17 protein-coding genes are annotated in these 15,801 nt (G+C 42.7%); 8 read left to right on the top strand and 9 right to left on the bottom strand.

What is annotated here, in order from left to right:
- Window positions 1–24: 24 nt before the first annotated feature.
- From B157_RS0105080 to B157_RS0105065, 4 genes are all read right to left on the bottom strand, one after another.
- On the bottom strand, window positions 25–231 hold the full coding sequence (locus B157_RS0105080) for a hypothetical protein (protein ID WP_020602294.1): 207 nt from the start codon (window positions 229–231) through the stop codon (window positions 25–27).
- 192 nt (window positions 232–423) lie between these two features.
- On the bottom strand, window positions 424–1,548 hold the full coding sequence (locus tag B157_RS0105075) for a DUF262 domain-containing protein (protein WP_020602293.1): 1,125 nt from the start codon (window positions 1,546–1,548) through the stop codon (window positions 424–426).
- Between the two features lie 10 nt (window positions 1,549–1,558).
- The gene (locus B157_RS36700; RefSeq protein ID WP_020602292.1) at window positions 1,559–2,350 is read right to left on the bottom strand and encodes an FRG domain-containing protein; all 792 of its coding nucleotides are present in this window, start codon (window positions 2,348–2,350) and stop codon (window positions 1,559–1,561) included.
- A gap of 18 nt (window positions 2,351–2,368) precedes the next feature.
- Window positions 2,369–3,259 carry a DNA adenine methylase gene (locus B157_RS0105065; protein WP_026308501.1) on the bottom strand — a complete coding sequence of 297 codons (891 nt, stop codon included), beginning with the start codon at window positions 3,257–3,259 and terminating at the stop codon, window positions 2,369–2,371.
- Between the two features lie 292 nt (window positions 3,260–3,551).
- Between B157_RS0105065 and B157_RS0105060 the strand changes: the two genes are divergently transcribed.
- The 4 genes from B157_RS0105060 (at window position 3,552) to B157_RS0105045 (ending at window position 8,478) form a co-directional block, all read left to right on the top strand.
- Window positions 3,552–4,196: a recombinase family protein gene (locus B157_RS0105060; RefSeq protein WP_020602290.1), complete on the top strand. Its 645-nt coding sequence runs from the start codon at window positions 3,552–3,554 to the stop codon at window positions 4,194–4,196.
- Window positions 4,197–5,070: 874 nt separating this feature from the next.
- On the top strand, window positions 5,071–6,450 hold the full coding sequence (locus B157_RS0105055) for a RepB family plasmid replication initiator protein (protein ID WP_084761762.1): 1,380 nt from the start codon (window positions 5,071–5,073) through the stop codon (window positions 6,448–6,450).
- A gap of 239 nt (window positions 6,451–6,689) precedes the next feature.
- Window positions 6,690–7,634: a ParA family protein gene (locus B157_RS0105050; protein ID WP_020602288.1), complete on the top strand. Its 945-nt coding sequence runs from the start codon at window positions 6,690–6,692 to the stop codon at window positions 7,632–7,634.
- A 1-nt stretch (window position 7,635) separates the two neighbouring features.
- Window positions 7,636–8,478 (top strand): ParB N-terminal domain-containing protein, encoded by an 843-nt coding sequence (locus tag B157_RS0105045; RefSeq protein ID WP_020602287.1) that lies wholly within the window; start codon window positions 7,636–7,638, stop codon window positions 8,476–8,478.
- Between the two features lie 192 nt (window positions 8,479–8,670).
- Here the strand turns inward: B157_RS0105045 and B157_RS0105040 are convergent, their stop codons facing one another.
- Entirely contained in the window at window positions 8,671–10,068 is a 1,398-nt protein-coding gene (locus tag B157_RS0105040; protein ID WP_020602286.1) for a toprim domain-containing protein, read from the bottom strand.
- A 91-nt stretch (window positions 10,069–10,159) separates the two neighbouring features.
- On the opposite strand from B157_RS0105040, the gene B157_RS0105035 reads away from it, so the two are divergent.
- Complete coding sequence (locus tag B157_RS0105035; RefSeq protein ID WP_020602285.1) at window positions 10,160–10,912, top strand: Fic family protein; 753 nt, start codon at window positions 10,160–10,162, stop codon at window positions 10,910–10,912.
- A gap of 305 nt (window positions 10,913–11,217) precedes the next feature.
- Here the strand turns inward: B157_RS0105035 and B157_RS40230 are convergent, their stop codons facing one another.
- The 3 genes from B157_RS40230 to B157_RS40220 are packed head-to-tail and all read right to left on the bottom strand — an operon-like array spanning window position 11,218 to window position 12,161.
- On the bottom strand, window positions 11,218–11,427 hold the full coding sequence (locus tag B157_RS40230; RefSeq protein WP_342664689.1) for a hypothetical protein: 210 nt from the start codon (window positions 11,425–11,427) through the stop codon (window positions 11,218–11,220).
- Entirely contained in the window at window positions 11,420–11,959 is a 540-nt protein-coding gene (locus B157_RS40225) for a DNA/RNA non-specific endonuclease (protein WP_342664688.1), read from the bottom strand. The genes B157_RS40230 and B157_RS40225 overlap by 8 nt, the downstream gene beginning before the upstream one ends.
- Window positions 11,868–12,161, bottom strand: coding sequence for a hypothetical protein (locus B157_RS40220; RefSeq protein WP_342664687.1), 294 nt, complete (start codon window positions 12,159–12,161; stop codon window positions 11,868–11,870). Before B157_RS40220 ends, B157_RS40225 begins: the two co-directional genes overlap by 92 nt.
- An 82-nt stretch (window positions 12,162–12,243) precedes the next feature.
- On the opposite strand from B157_RS40220, the gene B157_RS38040 reads away from it, so the two are divergent.
- Window positions 12,244–12,471: a DUF4113 domain-containing protein gene (locus tag B157_RS38040; RefSeq protein ID WP_157618311.1), complete on the top strand. Its 228-nt coding sequence runs from the start codon at window positions 12,244–12,246 to the stop codon at window positions 12,469–12,471.
- A gap of 20 nt (window positions 12,472–12,491) precedes the next feature.
- Here B157_RS38040 and B157_RS0105015 read toward each other — a convergent pair whose 3' ends face one another.
- On the bottom strand, window positions 12,492–13,037 hold the full coding sequence (locus tag B157_RS0105015; protein ID WP_020602282.1) for a hypothetical protein: 546 nt from the start codon (window positions 13,035–13,037) through the stop codon (window positions 12,492–12,494).
- A gap of 230 nt (window positions 13,038–13,267) precedes the next feature.
- Between B157_RS0105015 and B157_RS0105010 the strand changes: the two genes are divergently transcribed.
- Window positions 13,268–14,485, top strand: coding sequence for a DUF6371 domain-containing protein (locus B157_RS0105010; protein ID WP_245565028.1), 1,218 nt, complete (start codon window positions 13,268–13,270; stop codon window positions 14,483–14,485).
- A 704-nt stretch (window positions 14,486–15,189) separates the two neighbouring features.
- The gene (locus tag B157_RS0105005; protein WP_020602280.1) at window positions 15,190–15,600 is read left to right on the top strand and encodes a hypothetical protein; all 411 of its coding nucleotides are present in this window, start codon (window positions 15,190–15,192) and stop codon (window positions 15,598–15,600) included.
- Window positions 15,601–15,801 lie beyond the last annotated feature (201 nt).

The following is a 15,801-nucleotide window of genomic DNA, read 5'->3' as shown; positions in this document are numbered from 1 at the left end:
TAAAGCGGTGATTATGTGCAATATCTATTTTTCCGAATCGGGTTTGTGTAGTATTTTTTTTCGGGGGTTCACCGGGGTTGGCCCCATTGAGGTCTGCAATATATCTTTACCCAGATCGGTCATGATATGGGCAAATTTCTCTTCGTAGGCCAGGAAATTAGGTTGTTGTTGCAAAGCTTGAAACTCATCATACCGGGCATCAACGAGGGCATGTAATTCTTCTCTGGTCATGGGAACAAGGGCTTTTTGAGGCTATGTCAACAAGATACTGGTATTTTTGAAATGCACCCATGAGTATAGTTATTGATGCATGAGTTAGTTTTTAATAAGACTTTGATTATAATATTCCACACTTTAGTAAATTTTATGAGAAAAAGTATTGTAAACTATTTGCACGTTTGTAATTCATTTTTATCAAAACACTTAGTGATCCGCTTGTAGTGTCCCCTTCTCTTTAAAAACCTTAAAGTACTTAACTAATAAGTTAACCATACCATCAATACTAGTTTTATCGTCTGGAGAGCGTATAAACGAATTATAACTTAAAAAATCTTCATTCAAGGGTTCATTGATAAAGGTTGATTGGCCAATTCCTCTACTTCGTAACACTTTTTTAACATGCGTCCTTTCTTTCTCAAAAACTATTAGAAAGGGATGTATGAGGCTCAAATTTTCTTGATTAAAGCAGAACTTAATAAATAAATAATAGACTGCAAATTGAGTTTGAGCTTCTAATAAAAAATCGTTCTTATTAAAAACTTGATTAAGTTTACTAAGATTTTCATTAGCACGTTCAACGGACAGATCAAAAAACGATTCCTCTGTTCTTATATGCCGGTTAACCATCATATCTAAATCTGATTTCTTAATGGAAACGGCTTTTCCCCCACTTAATTCGATCGATAGAATTTTAGCTGCTGCATTTAAATCCTGTCCTCTGTCTTTAGAATTCTTGCTGTTTAAAACAAAGCGAGCACTTTCTTGTAAAAAGGGGTGAAGTGCAATTTTGCGAATAATGATTGGCACAGGGCCAGGTAAAGCATTACGTCGCTCTGCACCTGAAATAGACACATTAATATTTAAGCGAATAAACATCTCGAATATGTCTTCTGGTCGGTCGGATTGCACCCCCATAACAGTGGGTATGTAGTTCTCGAATCGTTTAACTAAGAAAGGGTGTGTATATAGGAGTCGCTCAAAATTGCAATCTTTAGCATCAATGATTTGGTTCTCGTAATAAATAGGCGTAGCGTCCAAAGCAAACTGATTTTCCATAAACCCAAATATGGTGCTGAGTCGTTGTTTACCGTCAATTACTGCGTACTGCTTTTTATTCTCGTTCAACGAATTGCTACCACCACTAAAGTCAGCTAGGTATATTTTAGGGAAATCATAATCATTCAAAATGGTATTAATGAAGAGTTGCTTCATCTGCAGACGCCATATATCTGTTTTACGTTGATAGGTTGGATCAAAATCAATCCGATCCCGTAAAACGTACCAACGCTCAATTGTATATAAGTTTTCAATTTGTCTAACCTGTAGCATAAGCAGTTGACTAAACTTTATATTTAAATGCTCGTTTGATTTCTTTTGCCAAACCTTCCAAATCTGGAAAGATAACTGAATCTGTTATACCGATCCTCGACAGAGAAGACATCATGGTGCCAATATGCGTACTGGGTATAATAATTTTCTTAAGACAATCTGGTGGGTACATATCTCGATTGTAGACCTCTTCCATAGCAATTATTTCTTTTCCAAATAGCACGAAAGCGCCTTTCTGAGCCACAATCCGTACACTATTGTAATTTCCATAAACTGCGACTGACTGCTTTCGTATACGTGCAATATTGGATTTATTATCATAACCGCCCATTAACGAATCGTCAGGATCAATGACGGTTGTAATCGAAATGTCTTCTAATGATTTTGTATTCCAACTGTCAGGAACAAGCTCCCAGACAACTACGTCATGTGGATAATTACCATGCGCGTCTAGACTAGCCCCTGATAATGCGAAATACAACGCAACGAATGGGTTTTCTGTCCAATCTAGGAGACGAGTGGGGACACCGAAATGTTGCATTAGAAAAAAGAAATCCCAATCATCAGTCGTTGTTCTAGTTATGTAAGGTAAACTGCGTTGTTTGAATCGTTTTAAAATCTCACTTTCTTGATTGATGAGAACAGTTGAATCGACAATGGTAGGATGCCTATATAGAGTGGGTAAAAGCTTATAATTAATATTAGAAGCTCCTCGATACCAAATAATATTATTGGCCGTTGACATGGTTTCGACTTCAACCATAAATTGGCCGAGTGAGGTTACAGTAATCTCTGGTACCATCTGGTATGGGTTAAGGATCTAATTTAGAAAGACGAGATTATTGGGTACTAACTGATCTTCGTCAACGGGAGGAATTATTAGCGTATCCGAAAAAACCATCAGTTCAGAGCCAATACGTTTGTTTTGTAAACTATAACGAAGATTGAAGGAGGCCATTCGGAACGGTTGGTAAATGTCTCTTATTTCAACAGCATTATCGTAAGATATGAGCCAATTGATACCTGGATGAAGCCGAATCAAATTCGCTAATTGTAAGTGTTCATTAGGCGAATAATTGTTCAAATAAAGTTTTTTGCCTTTGTGAAAGTAAGGAGGGTCCAAATAAAAAAATGCATTATTGTTATTCTCCAATTGGGCAAATTGCTGAATAAAGTTTTCTGCCGAGTCGTTATGAATTTGAATACTGTTTACTCGTTCGGCAATAGCAGCTATACGGCTAATAAGAGTCTGTTTATAAAAGCGGGCGTCAATTAAGTAATTACCAACCTGCTGATATCCACCAATAGGTCCTGAATTATGTAGAATACCTGAACGACTAGTTCTGTTTAGGTAAAAAGTGGCATACCCTACTTCAAATGTATCTGAGTTGGGGGTTGCATTATCATAAATAGCCTTGTAATATCTCCATTCAGGAACAGTTAGAACGCAAGTTTCAATCTGCTGAATGAATTGATCAGTATTGTTTAAAACTGAACGCCAAAAAGCGTAAATTCTGTAATCAGCATCGTTGATGACAATATTGTTAACAATACGATTGTCTAAAAGATAAAGTGCAGCACCTGCCCCCCCACAGTATAATTCGTAGTAAGTCCCACCCTGAAGATTATTCACTAAGATGACATCCGCCAAGAATTTGCCCAATACACTTTTGCCACCTGGATAACGAAGCGGGCTTAGAAGATTTTTCAAATTCTTAGATCTAGGGCGTGAATAGTTGAACGATACTGAGTAACGAATTTACTTAAACTAGCCAATGCGTCCGTAAATATCCGTATTATAGCAATAAGTGCCGAATAGTAAAATTCTAATCATTTTTTGATTAGGTATAACACGTTGATTACTAGATAATATTTAAGCATACACGAAATGTTATTCACATATTTGGATAAGTTAGGGTTATTAAGTCAGTTCACATTTAGTTTGTTACTATACAAACGTTCGTATGTATAGTAACAAAAGCTGCTTTTTCGCTTTATCTACTATGAAGATCGCCATCGCCTATTACCGGGTATCGACCGACCGTCAGGGCAAGAGTGGACTTGTTTTAGAAGCCCAAGCCAACGCTGTGAGTCAATTTGCCCAGCAGGAAGGCTACAGCGTTGTTTCAACCTTTACCGAGATTGAGAGTGGAAAGAAGAATCAACGGCCACAGCTAGTAGCTGCCCTTACTCAGTGCCGTAGGGAAAAGGCAACTTTAATTATAGCCAAGCTTGACCGGCTAGGCCGAAACGTTGCCTTTATCTCTAATCTGATGGAAAGCCGGGTTGATTTTAAGGCTGTTGATAACCCCCATGCAAACCGGCTGATGGTGCACTTACTGGCTGCTTTTGCTGAGCATGAGCGGGAGCAGATCAGTACTCGCACGAAGGACGCGTTAGGGGCCGCTAAACGCCGTGGAGTACAGTTGGGGAAGTACGGTAAAGACGTGTTGAGCCACCAGAATGCGACAGCAGCAGTGGCGTTTGCCGAGCGTCTACGTCCAACCATTGAACGTCTTCAGGCAGCGGGTTTCAAGACGGTTCGAGCAATCAGGGACGAGTTGAACCGGCAGCAGATCCCAACTTATCGGGTAGACAGCCAGTGGCATATACCGAATGTGTACGCCGTCTTAAAACGGCTGACTTAATCGGTTGAATGGTCTTACTGAAACGTACTAATTAATTGTTTGGGTTTAAGAGTGCGGACCTCAATGTCACGAAAGGAGCGTTAACATGAAACTTTCTACAAAAGACCAACTTAATAGACTTCTGTGTAACGGTAGCCCTTAGCAAAGGGGTAAAGATCATATAGCAAGAACTCTTCGACCGCTTAAATGTGAAGCCTGATCCAAAAAGCAGTCATTTCACACTAGATAACTAACTTCACCAACTTCAACTATAACCTATAACACGCAGCCATTACGCAGTTTTATTGATCTGAATTCTTACCGTTGAATCGTCACTTTTCACTAATAATAACAGAAATATTTTCGGATAACACATACGTAAATTCTTTAGTGTGTTGCTTTTAATTACTTTCTTTATGTTTATTTTTAACCGCAGTTAACACACTGAAAGTCAAATGATTAATAATAACAATATAACCTATAACACGTCTAAATATAACTTATACCACGTTTGTATATAACTTATATCTCGTAGTTATATAACCTGATTCTCGTTTAAACATAACCTAATTCACATAGATTTATAACTTATATCTCGCATTCACTAAAGGGCAGGTTGGGCTAATATTCATGAGTTTGTGTACCCTATAAGTTAAAAAAGCTAGCTTATGCCATCAGTTTTCTTGTATTTATATAAAACTAGGTGTGAAAAAACACTCGGTCTTGCTGTGCTCACTTCTCAACTATAACCAGTAACACGTAATTATAACTTAAAACACGTATGCCCGAAAAATTGAAAAATTAGGGTAAAACAGTGTTTAAAAGTCAGCTCAAAATTTTTGTAGTCCAATCATATTTGCGTAAGTTGATACAGTTTTAAAGTATATTTAGTGGTATGGCGAAGGAGACTACATTACGAAGACGCTCGGATATAGGTGAACGAACAATCGCCCGAATGAAAGCGGGTAGGAATGGTATCGTAGAGGCTACGTACCGCATGGACGTAGTAGAATTCCGTGTGTTTTTCACAATGCTTACCATGATTAGTCCAGATGACGTAACCTTCTGTGAATATGAATTACGCGTTGCAGACATTATCCGGTTATTTAGTTTAAGTCGGGACGGGCGCAGTTACGAAAGCATAAAAGATGCAGCGGAACGGCTGGTAAACAAAACAATGGTACTTTATCATACCAAGGAAGATGGTAACCGGTATCGTACAGTTATTCCCTTTCTAACTAGTGCTAGTTCGCAAATTGGCAATACTAAGTCTGAATCGATTCGTGTTACTTTTCATCCTGAATTAAAACCGTATTTGCTTCAACTTCGCTCGGAGTACCTTGAATTTGACGTACGTAATCTTTCAGGAGTGCATAGTCAGTTTTCTATTCGTCTGTATATGATGCTACGTCATCAGATGAACTTAAAAAAGACCTCCATTCGCTATACGGTGGAGCGGCTTCGAGATGTCCTTGAAATTGGTGAAAAAGAATATCCGCTTTACGGAAATTTTAAGCAAAAAGTATTGCTTAGAGCTTGTAATGACCTAAATACATTTACGAATATTCGTGTTAATGAAATGAAAGAAGAACGTAGTAACCGCAAAGTTGCCGCTGTTATCTTTCATATGTCTACCCAAGCCTCACCCCTTCTGCCAACGGCCAAACCTACTATCTCAGTCAGTAAGAGTAGAGAGGCGAATAAGCTTACGAATGAAGAGCAAGAAGTTAAAATTGGAGCTAATGATTCTGTAATTGAGCATATTGCTGATCAATTGTATGCTTCTGTTGCGCAGTTTGTTAGACGTGAAGTGGTAATGAACTGGCTTCAAAAAACATCGGAAGATCAAGTACGTTCCGCTATCAGCTACACTTTGAAGCAAATAAGGCAAGGGACGGTAATAAAAAATGTAGCGGGCTATATACAGAAAATGATCAATACGCCATTGCCAGCTTCTGACGATGTTGCTGATACACAGATAGATCAGGTAAAGAAGCAAGTTAAAGAACAGGTGCAAGCCCGCCAGCGGCAGGCCATTGAAGATGCCAAATTGCAGGTGCTTACCGACACGAAACACCAATTAGCTTGCCAACTGATGATTGACCACCCCGAGTGGCATGAATCTGTTCGGCAGCACATGCAATCAGGCATGTTTGGAAGATTTTATAATGATACGCTATCCCTTTTCGAGAATATTCAAAATCCAGTTATGTACGGCCCATTTTTTCAAGCCATTGAACGCCTTCAGCCATTAGTATTTAATGGTTTAGAATAATATCTTCCACACAAAAGCCCACCAAAGTGGCCTCCCTCCTATTCGGCTGTTTTGATGTTGGTGCTAAGGGTTATCTATCTTTTGAAGTACGATGTAAATTCTGAGATTATTTTAAATAATCGCCTATGTTTCAATCATTTAAATAATTAGACGTATATAAAAAGAAAAGTTTAAATTTTGTTTTGGATAAAAGAAGTTCTTTATACTTTTACAAAAGATAAAATTTTATCCTTAAACTCATGATTAACCAGGACAAACTAGTTCGGTTCCTGCGTTCCAAACCCGCCTTAAATCTGTCACAGATTGAAAAGGAATCGGGTATTCCCTCTAAGACGCTGCATAAGGCACTTTCTGATCAAAAAGATATTCCGGCGAAACACTTGCCTGCTTTAGACGAAGCGGTACGAAAGTATGGCTATTCAGAAGCCCTTTTTGATAAAGCCAAAGTGATTTCGATTGTGAATCATAAAGGCGGTGTGGGTAAAACCACGACGACTATTAACGTTGGGAAAGCTTTAAGTTTACTCGGAAACCGGGTTTTACTCGTTGATATGGATTCGCAGGGTAATTTGTCCCAGTGCTTTGGTATTCATGACCCGGATGAACAAGTAATTGATGCCTTGCTAACCGGAGCGGACTTACCTATGGTTGAGATTTCCCCTAGCTTATTTCTTTCCCCTTCCGATATACGAATGGCGTACAGGGAATCAGAATTGGCTAATTCTATTGGAGCCGATCGCCGATTGGCATTAAAGCTGGAAGATGAACGGGATAAGTTTGATTATATTCTCATTGATTGCCCGCCTAGCTTGGGAATTTGTACAACCTGCTCGCTCGTAGCATCGAATTATTGCGTAGTGCCGATTCAACCCGAGGCCAGTGCCTACCACGGCGTAGAAAGCCTGTTTAATCGAATAGCTGAGGTTCGCAAATACATTAATCCTACTTTGTCAGTGAAAGGAATTGTGTTTACGATGGTGCATAAGAATCAGAGTATTCATAAAAGCATGATGACTCATATTCGGGATACCTACCGAAACTTTCCCATTTACGAAGCGATCATTGAGGTATCGACTGTAATTAAGCAGTCTCAGGTTGCCAAGGAAGATTTGTACACATACTCGAACAAATCAGTCTCTTGGCAGCAGTATCATCATCTTGCCACTGAAATAATGACAATCTGATATGAAAAAGGACTTCATGAGTTCGATGCGCGAGAAGACCTCTACCCTACCGACATCCCTTTTATCGACCGAGGAAAATATAAAGAGCCAGATTCAGGTTCTTGATCAGCTTAGAGATTTAATTCCGCCCCTCGCTGAGGAGGAATATAGTCAACTACAGCAAAATATCCTCAAACACGGGGTAAAAGATCCGTTGACAGTTTGGGAAACGACCTCAACGGTAGTAAACTTTGATGAGGAAAATCGGCCAGTTTACATCCTTATTGACGGTCACAATCGGTACCGAATCAGTCAAGAACATAAATTGGATTACCGGATAAACTTGGTGCGATTTACCAACTTAGACGAGGCCAAGGATTACATGATCGACTTTCAGTTAGGGAGACGTAATCTTTCAACTGAGCAAATCGCTTATCTAAGAGGTTTACGATATTTACAACAAAAGACGGTTCGGGGTGGAAATAAAACATCAACTACTTCTATAGTTGATGTTTCTATTGCGCTAGGGGAAGAGTATGGTGTTAGTAGTCGTACCATTAAGCGGGATGGGGATTTTGCCGCAGGTTTAAACAAGCTAAACCCTGACCAAAAACAGGAGATTCTATCGGGAAGGAAAAAGATCGCTCGATCAGCTATTGAAGCGATAGCCAAATCTAATTCAGTTGAGTCCAATGCAATAGTTGATGATGCGAACTTATCAGTTAAAACAAGTCAAAAAACAGTAGGGGAGGACCGCGTAAAAAAACTTGAAACTGCGATTCGAGAATTAGCTGCTGGAACACTTTCCCGTAAATCTTGCGAACGTATCCTACAGAAAACCAATGAATTACTCGCCATTTTATAAGCAAAGTGACAAGCTGTCGCTTTGCTTGTAAAATCAGATAATATAACTAATTTTATAGTTTACACTCATTGAAAGAAAAAGAAGATAGCCCAAAGTGACAGCTTGTCACTTTGGGCTATCTTGCATAAGGATCAATTCAAGAACGAGTAGGGGAGTAATCTGTTGAGAAGCCTTCAAGCAAACTCAAAATGATCAATTCCCCATATCAGAAGTTGTTAGAATTTCCTGTTGTAAATCTTGGTTGAAGTCTTTTGTAGTCGATTTGTTAATACAAATCCGTTTGTTAAGCCCACTTAGTTCTAATAAGCTTTTGGTGAAATAGGATAGAGGTAAATTAGTCTCTGGAAGACTGAGCATTATTTGGTCCGTGGTTTGGTTGATAGAGATTAATAAATTTGTTGATTCAGTTGTATTGGTACTAAACGATAGTGTCCGTTGGCTTAAGATCATTTCATTATAGGCTTCAATACGATCAAGTAGATCTTCTCGGAAGGCTCTGTAGGTTTCCTGAGTAGGTAATGCCAAGCCGATCATATATTGTCCTACAGATACAGAACGAAGCGGAAATTTTGTGACCAATAGTTGTTGAATGAATTGTAGATCATACAGATAGCCTTTTGCATCATTATCAAACGCCAGGTTAATTTTCCAGGCGGGTGCTTTAGTGCTTGTGTTGATATACTGAGTTATGCTGTTGACTTGCTCGGGTGTAATATGGCCACCTGTAGAAAAATACACCGAGTTAAATTTAGTATCTCCGTGTAAACTCCGTAACTGCTTATGGGAAAGTGCATCAATAGCGCTTTCCAGAATAAAAAATTGCTCCGCTTTTGGGGGCAGATTCGACACGAAGACGCTAGATGTTTTATCGCTACCCGGTGCATGCAGTTTCACATTCTCATTCCGAATTTCTAAACCAGTCACTTCCGTTGATACCCCATCATAATACGGAAAGGCAACATTTGAAAACAGAATGTAGTTTTGCTGAGGATTGTCTTTTACGGCATTAAAGTCTACTATCTGATGTTTTTGAGGATCAAAATACGTGATTTGAGTAGCGATTCTATTAATAAACTCAAGGCTATTAATAGTTTCTAAACTGATATGACGAGTCTTTAAATAGTTGTCATTTTCCAGTGGCCTAAGTTCAAATAAGTCTAAGGAAAAGAGTGGCTTAAGCTTTCTCTCAACTAGCTGTTCGGTCGCCCGTCTGTTTAAATCAACTTGTTCAGGGTCAATACGTAAGTAATCGTAAAGGACACTCACAATATTTTTAAATTCATCTTCGCCGGAGCGGTTAAATTTAGAAAAGACGGTTGCTAATCGGTTGCGAATGAAATTGATAATTGTCCCGGAATCTGTGAAATTACCAACCCGCTGATAGACCTGTTGGCTGGCATTCTGAGCGTTCTTGATGAGGATTACGTCGTTATGGGCTACATTCTCCAGAACAGGTCGAGCTTTCCCTTTATCCAATTTCAGCGAATAGCCATAGTGTATGGCCAGTTCGATAATAGACACGTTTGACCTTAATTCCTGAACGGGAATCAGATTAGGAAAGCGTTTCTTCAACTCATCAAATTTTGTCATTTATGGAAATAACTTGACCCAGTAATATTACAGTAAATCAGGTAGAAAAGCCGCTTCATGAGATACGGGATAGTATTAATTAGTAATCCATATGAGCGCTATTCTTACTCTGCCTCAATTGCTTAATCGGTTTCGCGACTTGAAGGCTAATGAAGCAAACGATACGCTAAATATTATACATACGCATCATTCTGTTGGTGTCGAAGGAGGATCACTAACGTTACTCCAAGTTCAGAGTCTTCTCCAAAAAGGAATCAGACTAACTGATAAATCTTTAACTGATCAGTTGTTGATTGTTGACTATATGAGTGCTCTTCAGCAAGTACGGGCTATGGCTATTCAAAAGGAGCCTCTAAACCGTATTGCACTTCAGAGCATAGCTTCTACACTAATGCGGCAAACCGGCGGACCTATTCATTCTTTATTAAGTCAGTATAATAGTAACTTAGGAGAACTGCGCATTGATAGTAATATGGCGGGTAAGCGGGTGCTAATCGACGCCTATAAACTACCCAAAGCAATAGATAACTTATTAAAAGAAGTAAATTCCACTATCACAAGAGTAAGAACACCACGGCAGATATACGACCTGTCTTTCGAGGCCCATTTTAAACTCTTAACGCTTCACCCCTTTGGAGAGGGTAATGGCCAGATGGCTCGTTTGCTAATGAATTATATTCAACAGTTTCACCAACAACCAATAAGCCTAGTCTATATCGATAGCCGAATACATTACATGAGTGCGTTGGAAGTCAGTTGGCGACAGAAAACACCAACTCCAATTATGAGCTTTATGCATAGCCAACTAATAAGATTTCTGCAAGAATGCATCGAACAGCATTAAGTAACCGCTGAAGAGCAGATTATAAATGCTGCCAAGAACGACTGTGCTAAACAAAGCCCGTCAGTTAGTGCCTGACGCGGATGATCATTCATTATCCAGGTCCACTTCAGTCACGCTCAGCAGGCATTTAGCACCCGGTTAAAGAAAACAAAAGGGATCGGCCTGATTATGCAGCAGGCCGACATGCCCTACCTCAAACAGCGACGACGGATTGCCAAACCCGACATGTGGAAGCCGGAAGAGATGATTCAGGTTGTTGAGGTGCTGATGCGGTTCCAACTCTAAAGCGGAAACCCCTGTCCCGTTCAAAAATCAATCAGCCGGTTTTCTGAGTACGCACGGGGAATTATGTATACTGACTGGACTGCAATTTTGTCCGTCCCCGCTTCCAGCACCTGTTGAGTCGACACCGGCAGGGAAGACAGCAGATCATAACCCGTTTGCTGCTCGATCGCGTCCACGCTTACCCGAAAATCCGACCACTTCTGATCACCCGTCTCATTGGTATTAGGCATCGCAGCGGCGAACCGTCCATACCGCAATGATGCGGGTCCGGGTATCCACGCGTTGTACATCGTTACTGCCCACCGGCAACACCACGATCACTTTCCATAAGGCTGAAGGCACGGTTAACTTACCGCCCGCCAGCGTTTGCAGCGTACCGTTATCGCCCGACCCTCCCTGGCCATACGTGCCCGCAATGACGTAGCACTCGTTTCCATCCGCCAGTATGGAGCGTGTATATTCTTCTAAGAGTCGCCAGCTTTGCCTGTTAAACCGAGGAGCCTGGGGCACGATGTTGGTCAAGAGAAACGTGGTTCGATTCTCTTCTGCCGTACTATCCCGATCATCGGAGGGGCACAAGTGCCCCCGATCCAAGCCGGTATTGGTATAATCACTGTGTTTGACCGGGTAGGCACTAGCTGGTACCGACGTGTCAGGAATGAAATTTCCGCTATAGCGTGATGCGCTGCCCTTCCAGGCGTTTGACAGATGCCAGCTTACCGCACCGGCGGCCCGGCCAATTGGGGATGCCCCGCCCGGCATTATAGCTGAGGGTGTAGGTCTGTTTGTCGAGCAGGTAGTTATTGACGTCGGTTGTGGTAGCACCCGATGGATTACCCAGCGCCAGGTTGTTATCTCGGGTAGGGATTGATGAGCCTGGAGTAAGGGGGAGGTCTGATTGCTTACAATCCGATAAGACGACGGCCAGTACCAGGCTTAGTAAGCCAAGTCGAAAAGTCTTCATGGGTATGTTACGTTGGGTTTTATGGCAAGATAACGAACCCGTCCGTTTCAGCCGTTAGTTTGTACTTATCCGTTACCGCTTTTTGTTTTCCTCCAAACTGGCGGAGAATACCGTGTCCGCCCTCCACGTTATCTTTCGGTTTGGCTACGCCTACCAGGAAGTGGGCAATTCGGGTTGGGGCCGAAGCAGTGGCCCCGACGAGCGGATGAAAACGCTGGACCGGATGAATGCCCGGCACGGCCGCGGCCGGCAGCAGTGGATGTCCCCCCGGTACACCATCCAATGGAAGGAGATGATAACCGTGACCTAACGAAGGTGGCTACCCGTGTCTTATCGAGGAGCCGGCTGAGTGATTTGGTTCGTCAGCGAGCGGAGCATTTCCGTCACGGCCGCGTCGATGTCCGCTAGCCACATCGACAGCCACACCGGCTGATGAGCGTATGGATACTGCTCAATTGACTCGAAACGTCCCTTGCTAACCATTACCTCAAAATTGGTGGCAAATACCCGGCTACTGTCTCCGGTATTGTCGACCGTCACCCAGAAGTGAAGGGCGGGAATAACCGCTTCAGCGGTATCCAAATTAGCCGCAAACCGGCGACCGGGCAGGGCTGCCAGGTAGACCAAATCGGTCTTGTACCGGATAGGCTTTTGTTCTATAGCGTTCAGGGCTCGGCCTGATGTCTGGAGCCAGGCCCGCGTCCTGCTGTCGGCAGTCACTGGTGTTACGTCCTGCTTTGCTACGGTGGCCTGATAGAAAACAAGGCCGTTTTTGGTGGGTAGTATACCGGCATACGTACCGTCCGGGACAGAAGATATAGACCTCGAACCAGCGCACCCGGTCAACAGAACCATAGCCCAAAGCAGGTATTTCATACCCGAAAGTAAGCGGTAGCGGGCGAATGCTCAAACCCACCCTCTGATCAGGCCGGGGGCTTTGGGTAGGTATGATACTTAAGCATTGCGGCAGGTAAGCCGGAGCGGGGCCCTGCCAGGAAACGCCAACCGTATAGGACTGCGGTCCATACGTTCCGGAAAGAGCGGCTTTTGGTTTAAATTGCAAAAAACGTAACCCGAAATTTAGTTGGAAACAAATTTGATGTTTTATGTCTATGCTTGCCAACACGTTCCGTTATCAGTTACCCAAAAAAGCCATTAAATCTGATTGTCCGAGTTGCGGCCCTAAACACCGCAAAACGTTGAGTCGCTACATAGACACGCAGACGGGTGAACCCCTACCCGAAATTTACGGCCGTTGCGACCGGGAAATAAACTGTGGCTATCACCTCAACCCATACTACAAAGGAGCAACCGGTTTGTCTTATTTTGATCAGCTTAAAGCCAGGGCTTCTATCGGTCCAATCCCAAAAGACTGGTTTACAATGGCGGCCCGAGAGAAGCATGCGGGTATCGGCAAACAGGACATCATTGCTCATCTGATGCAATTGGAAGGAGCTAGACTTGAGCAGGCCGAACGGGTAGTAGATGTTGTGTTTGACCAATCATCAAAATCTTTGCGACCGAAAGAAACTGAGAATACCATCCCAGTCCCTCAACATAGCCTCTGCACCATTCCGGAAGCGGTATTTACCCAGTCGTTGGGCCATTATGAGCGGAATCAGTTTGCCCGGCTAATAGGCCGTCATTTTGGGGATATAGTGGCCGATGAGTTGGTAAAACGGTTCAACATTGGCACGTCCGGACGGTGGCCGGGAGCCTGTGTGTTCTGGTATATTGATGAATGGCAGCGAATACGGGGTGGACAGATTAAACTGTTTGATGATACGTTTCACACCGTTAAATACGTGATAAAGGCGGGCGAGAAGCGAAGCCGGACCACCTGGATTCATTCCTCATATGCCAGGCGGTGTGATGAGTTGAACCAGCCCTATCCCGATTGGCTGAGGGCCTATCTGGATGAGCGAAATGAGGTACAAAAATCCCCTTGCCTCTTCGGCTTGCCCCAATTATTGACCGCCGGTGCCGATCAGCCGGTTGCTATTGTCGAAGCACCCAAAACGGCGGTCATCAGTACGCCTTATTTTCCCGGCTTTATCTGGATGGCCGTCGGTGCGTTGTCGTATTTGAATGCTGACCGGTTGGCACCCCTGCGTAGCCGACGAATTGAGTTATTTCCTGACTTGTCAAAAGATGGCCGTGCATTTGAGCGCTGGAATCGGGTGGCGAATGAGCTGTTGGGGCAGGGGTTTCAGATCACCGTATCCAGTTATCTGGAAGACAATGCAACGGATGAGGAACGAGAAGCCGGTGCCGACTTAGCCGATTTCTTACTCGAACAATGGCATTCATTTCCCTCTCAGTGAGAAGAGTAAAACGGACGTTTAAATGAACGGTTTTCATTGACGATTGATCTTGAGACAAATCATTAATCAACAGCCGATTACGGAGTCCAATAAATAGCATTAGTTACCCTTTTAATGGCCAAAAATAGCCGGTTGGAGTAGGAGGGAAGTGTGAACGAAAGCAACCATTGGTGCCTCTTTCTTGCCTATGTGAAGCTGACCAGTACTATGCGCCGATAATCACTAAGTTTTTCAATATATAAATTGCTTTATACCTTCAGAATCGGTTGCCAACACTACGAACCATATTCATCTACACTCGTTGCTCTTCCCGGTTCAACGACCAGTAGTACATCGCACAACAGCCTCCTCCAAACTATACTGAAACAAGTAATTGGCTGAAATGGCATAGAGTGATAAGGCGTTATTTGTGAGGGTGTAGCGATAAACTTATTCATTATGATATGAACAGATTTAGTGTATGGCATCGTATTCCTGCTAATGTCTCGTAATTGTGTCCTTTCAGGTAGCTCATGTTTATCATGTCATTAGTGGCGGTTCGCTGCGTTGTTGGTGGTAATTTCCTACGTTGGAGAACAGTCCGGCGTTGGGCCAATTCTCCTGTAGGTTGCGTATGAAGAGAGGTGCTAAAAATACGGCAAATGCCGTATATATGCTTTTTAAAAACGATCCACTTTTGCAGAGGATCTCAATCACTCTGCCGCATGAACGCACCACTCCTGTTTATTATCCTTCTGGTCTGTGGGTCGGCCTTTTATCGGCCACCTGGTTCTTATACCGCTAAAGGCACCCCCACCGAAGCCGAGGTACGGGCCTACTTCACTAAATACAACGCCGACTGGACCGTGTCGCATCAGTACACCGAACCAACCATTTCATTCCAGAAAATCCAGATTGCTCCGCCTACCAAATACAATTTCGTGGGGGTAGGCTGGCAGGTGTGTTACCCCGTAAAGATAGACTGGACGGCTGGATACACCTATGCCTATCGGCGGTGGCGGTACACGAGCCGCTACACTAATGACTATTACCGCTTTTACCGCAACGACTTCGGCGAACTGGAGGTGGGCGATCACAAAAATGGACAGTCGACCGACCAGAAAGTAGACTATTAAGAACCCTGTCTAGCCCTGTTTTTTACCTTACCCTGATCATTGTGAAACCGTTGTTACTGTTATTTACTGATGTTACGCATGGTTGATCTATCTGTAGCAACCTCTTTCTAAATTTACTCAAAAACACCACAAAAAGCGCTCATGGAGTTTATATCCCCTATTTTTGACCTCTACTCGGACTATTTGCTGGTCAATCAGAAC

It is taken from the genome of Spirosoma spitsbergense DSM 19989 (assembly GCF_000374085.1).
Taxonomy (GTDB): domain Bacteria; phylum Bacteroidota; class Bacteroidia; order Cytophagales; family Spirosomataceae; genus Spirosoma; species Spirosoma spitsbergense.
The sequence above is the reverse complement of the archived record's forward strand: the minus strand, read 5'-3'. Positions and strand labels throughout refer to the sequence as shown.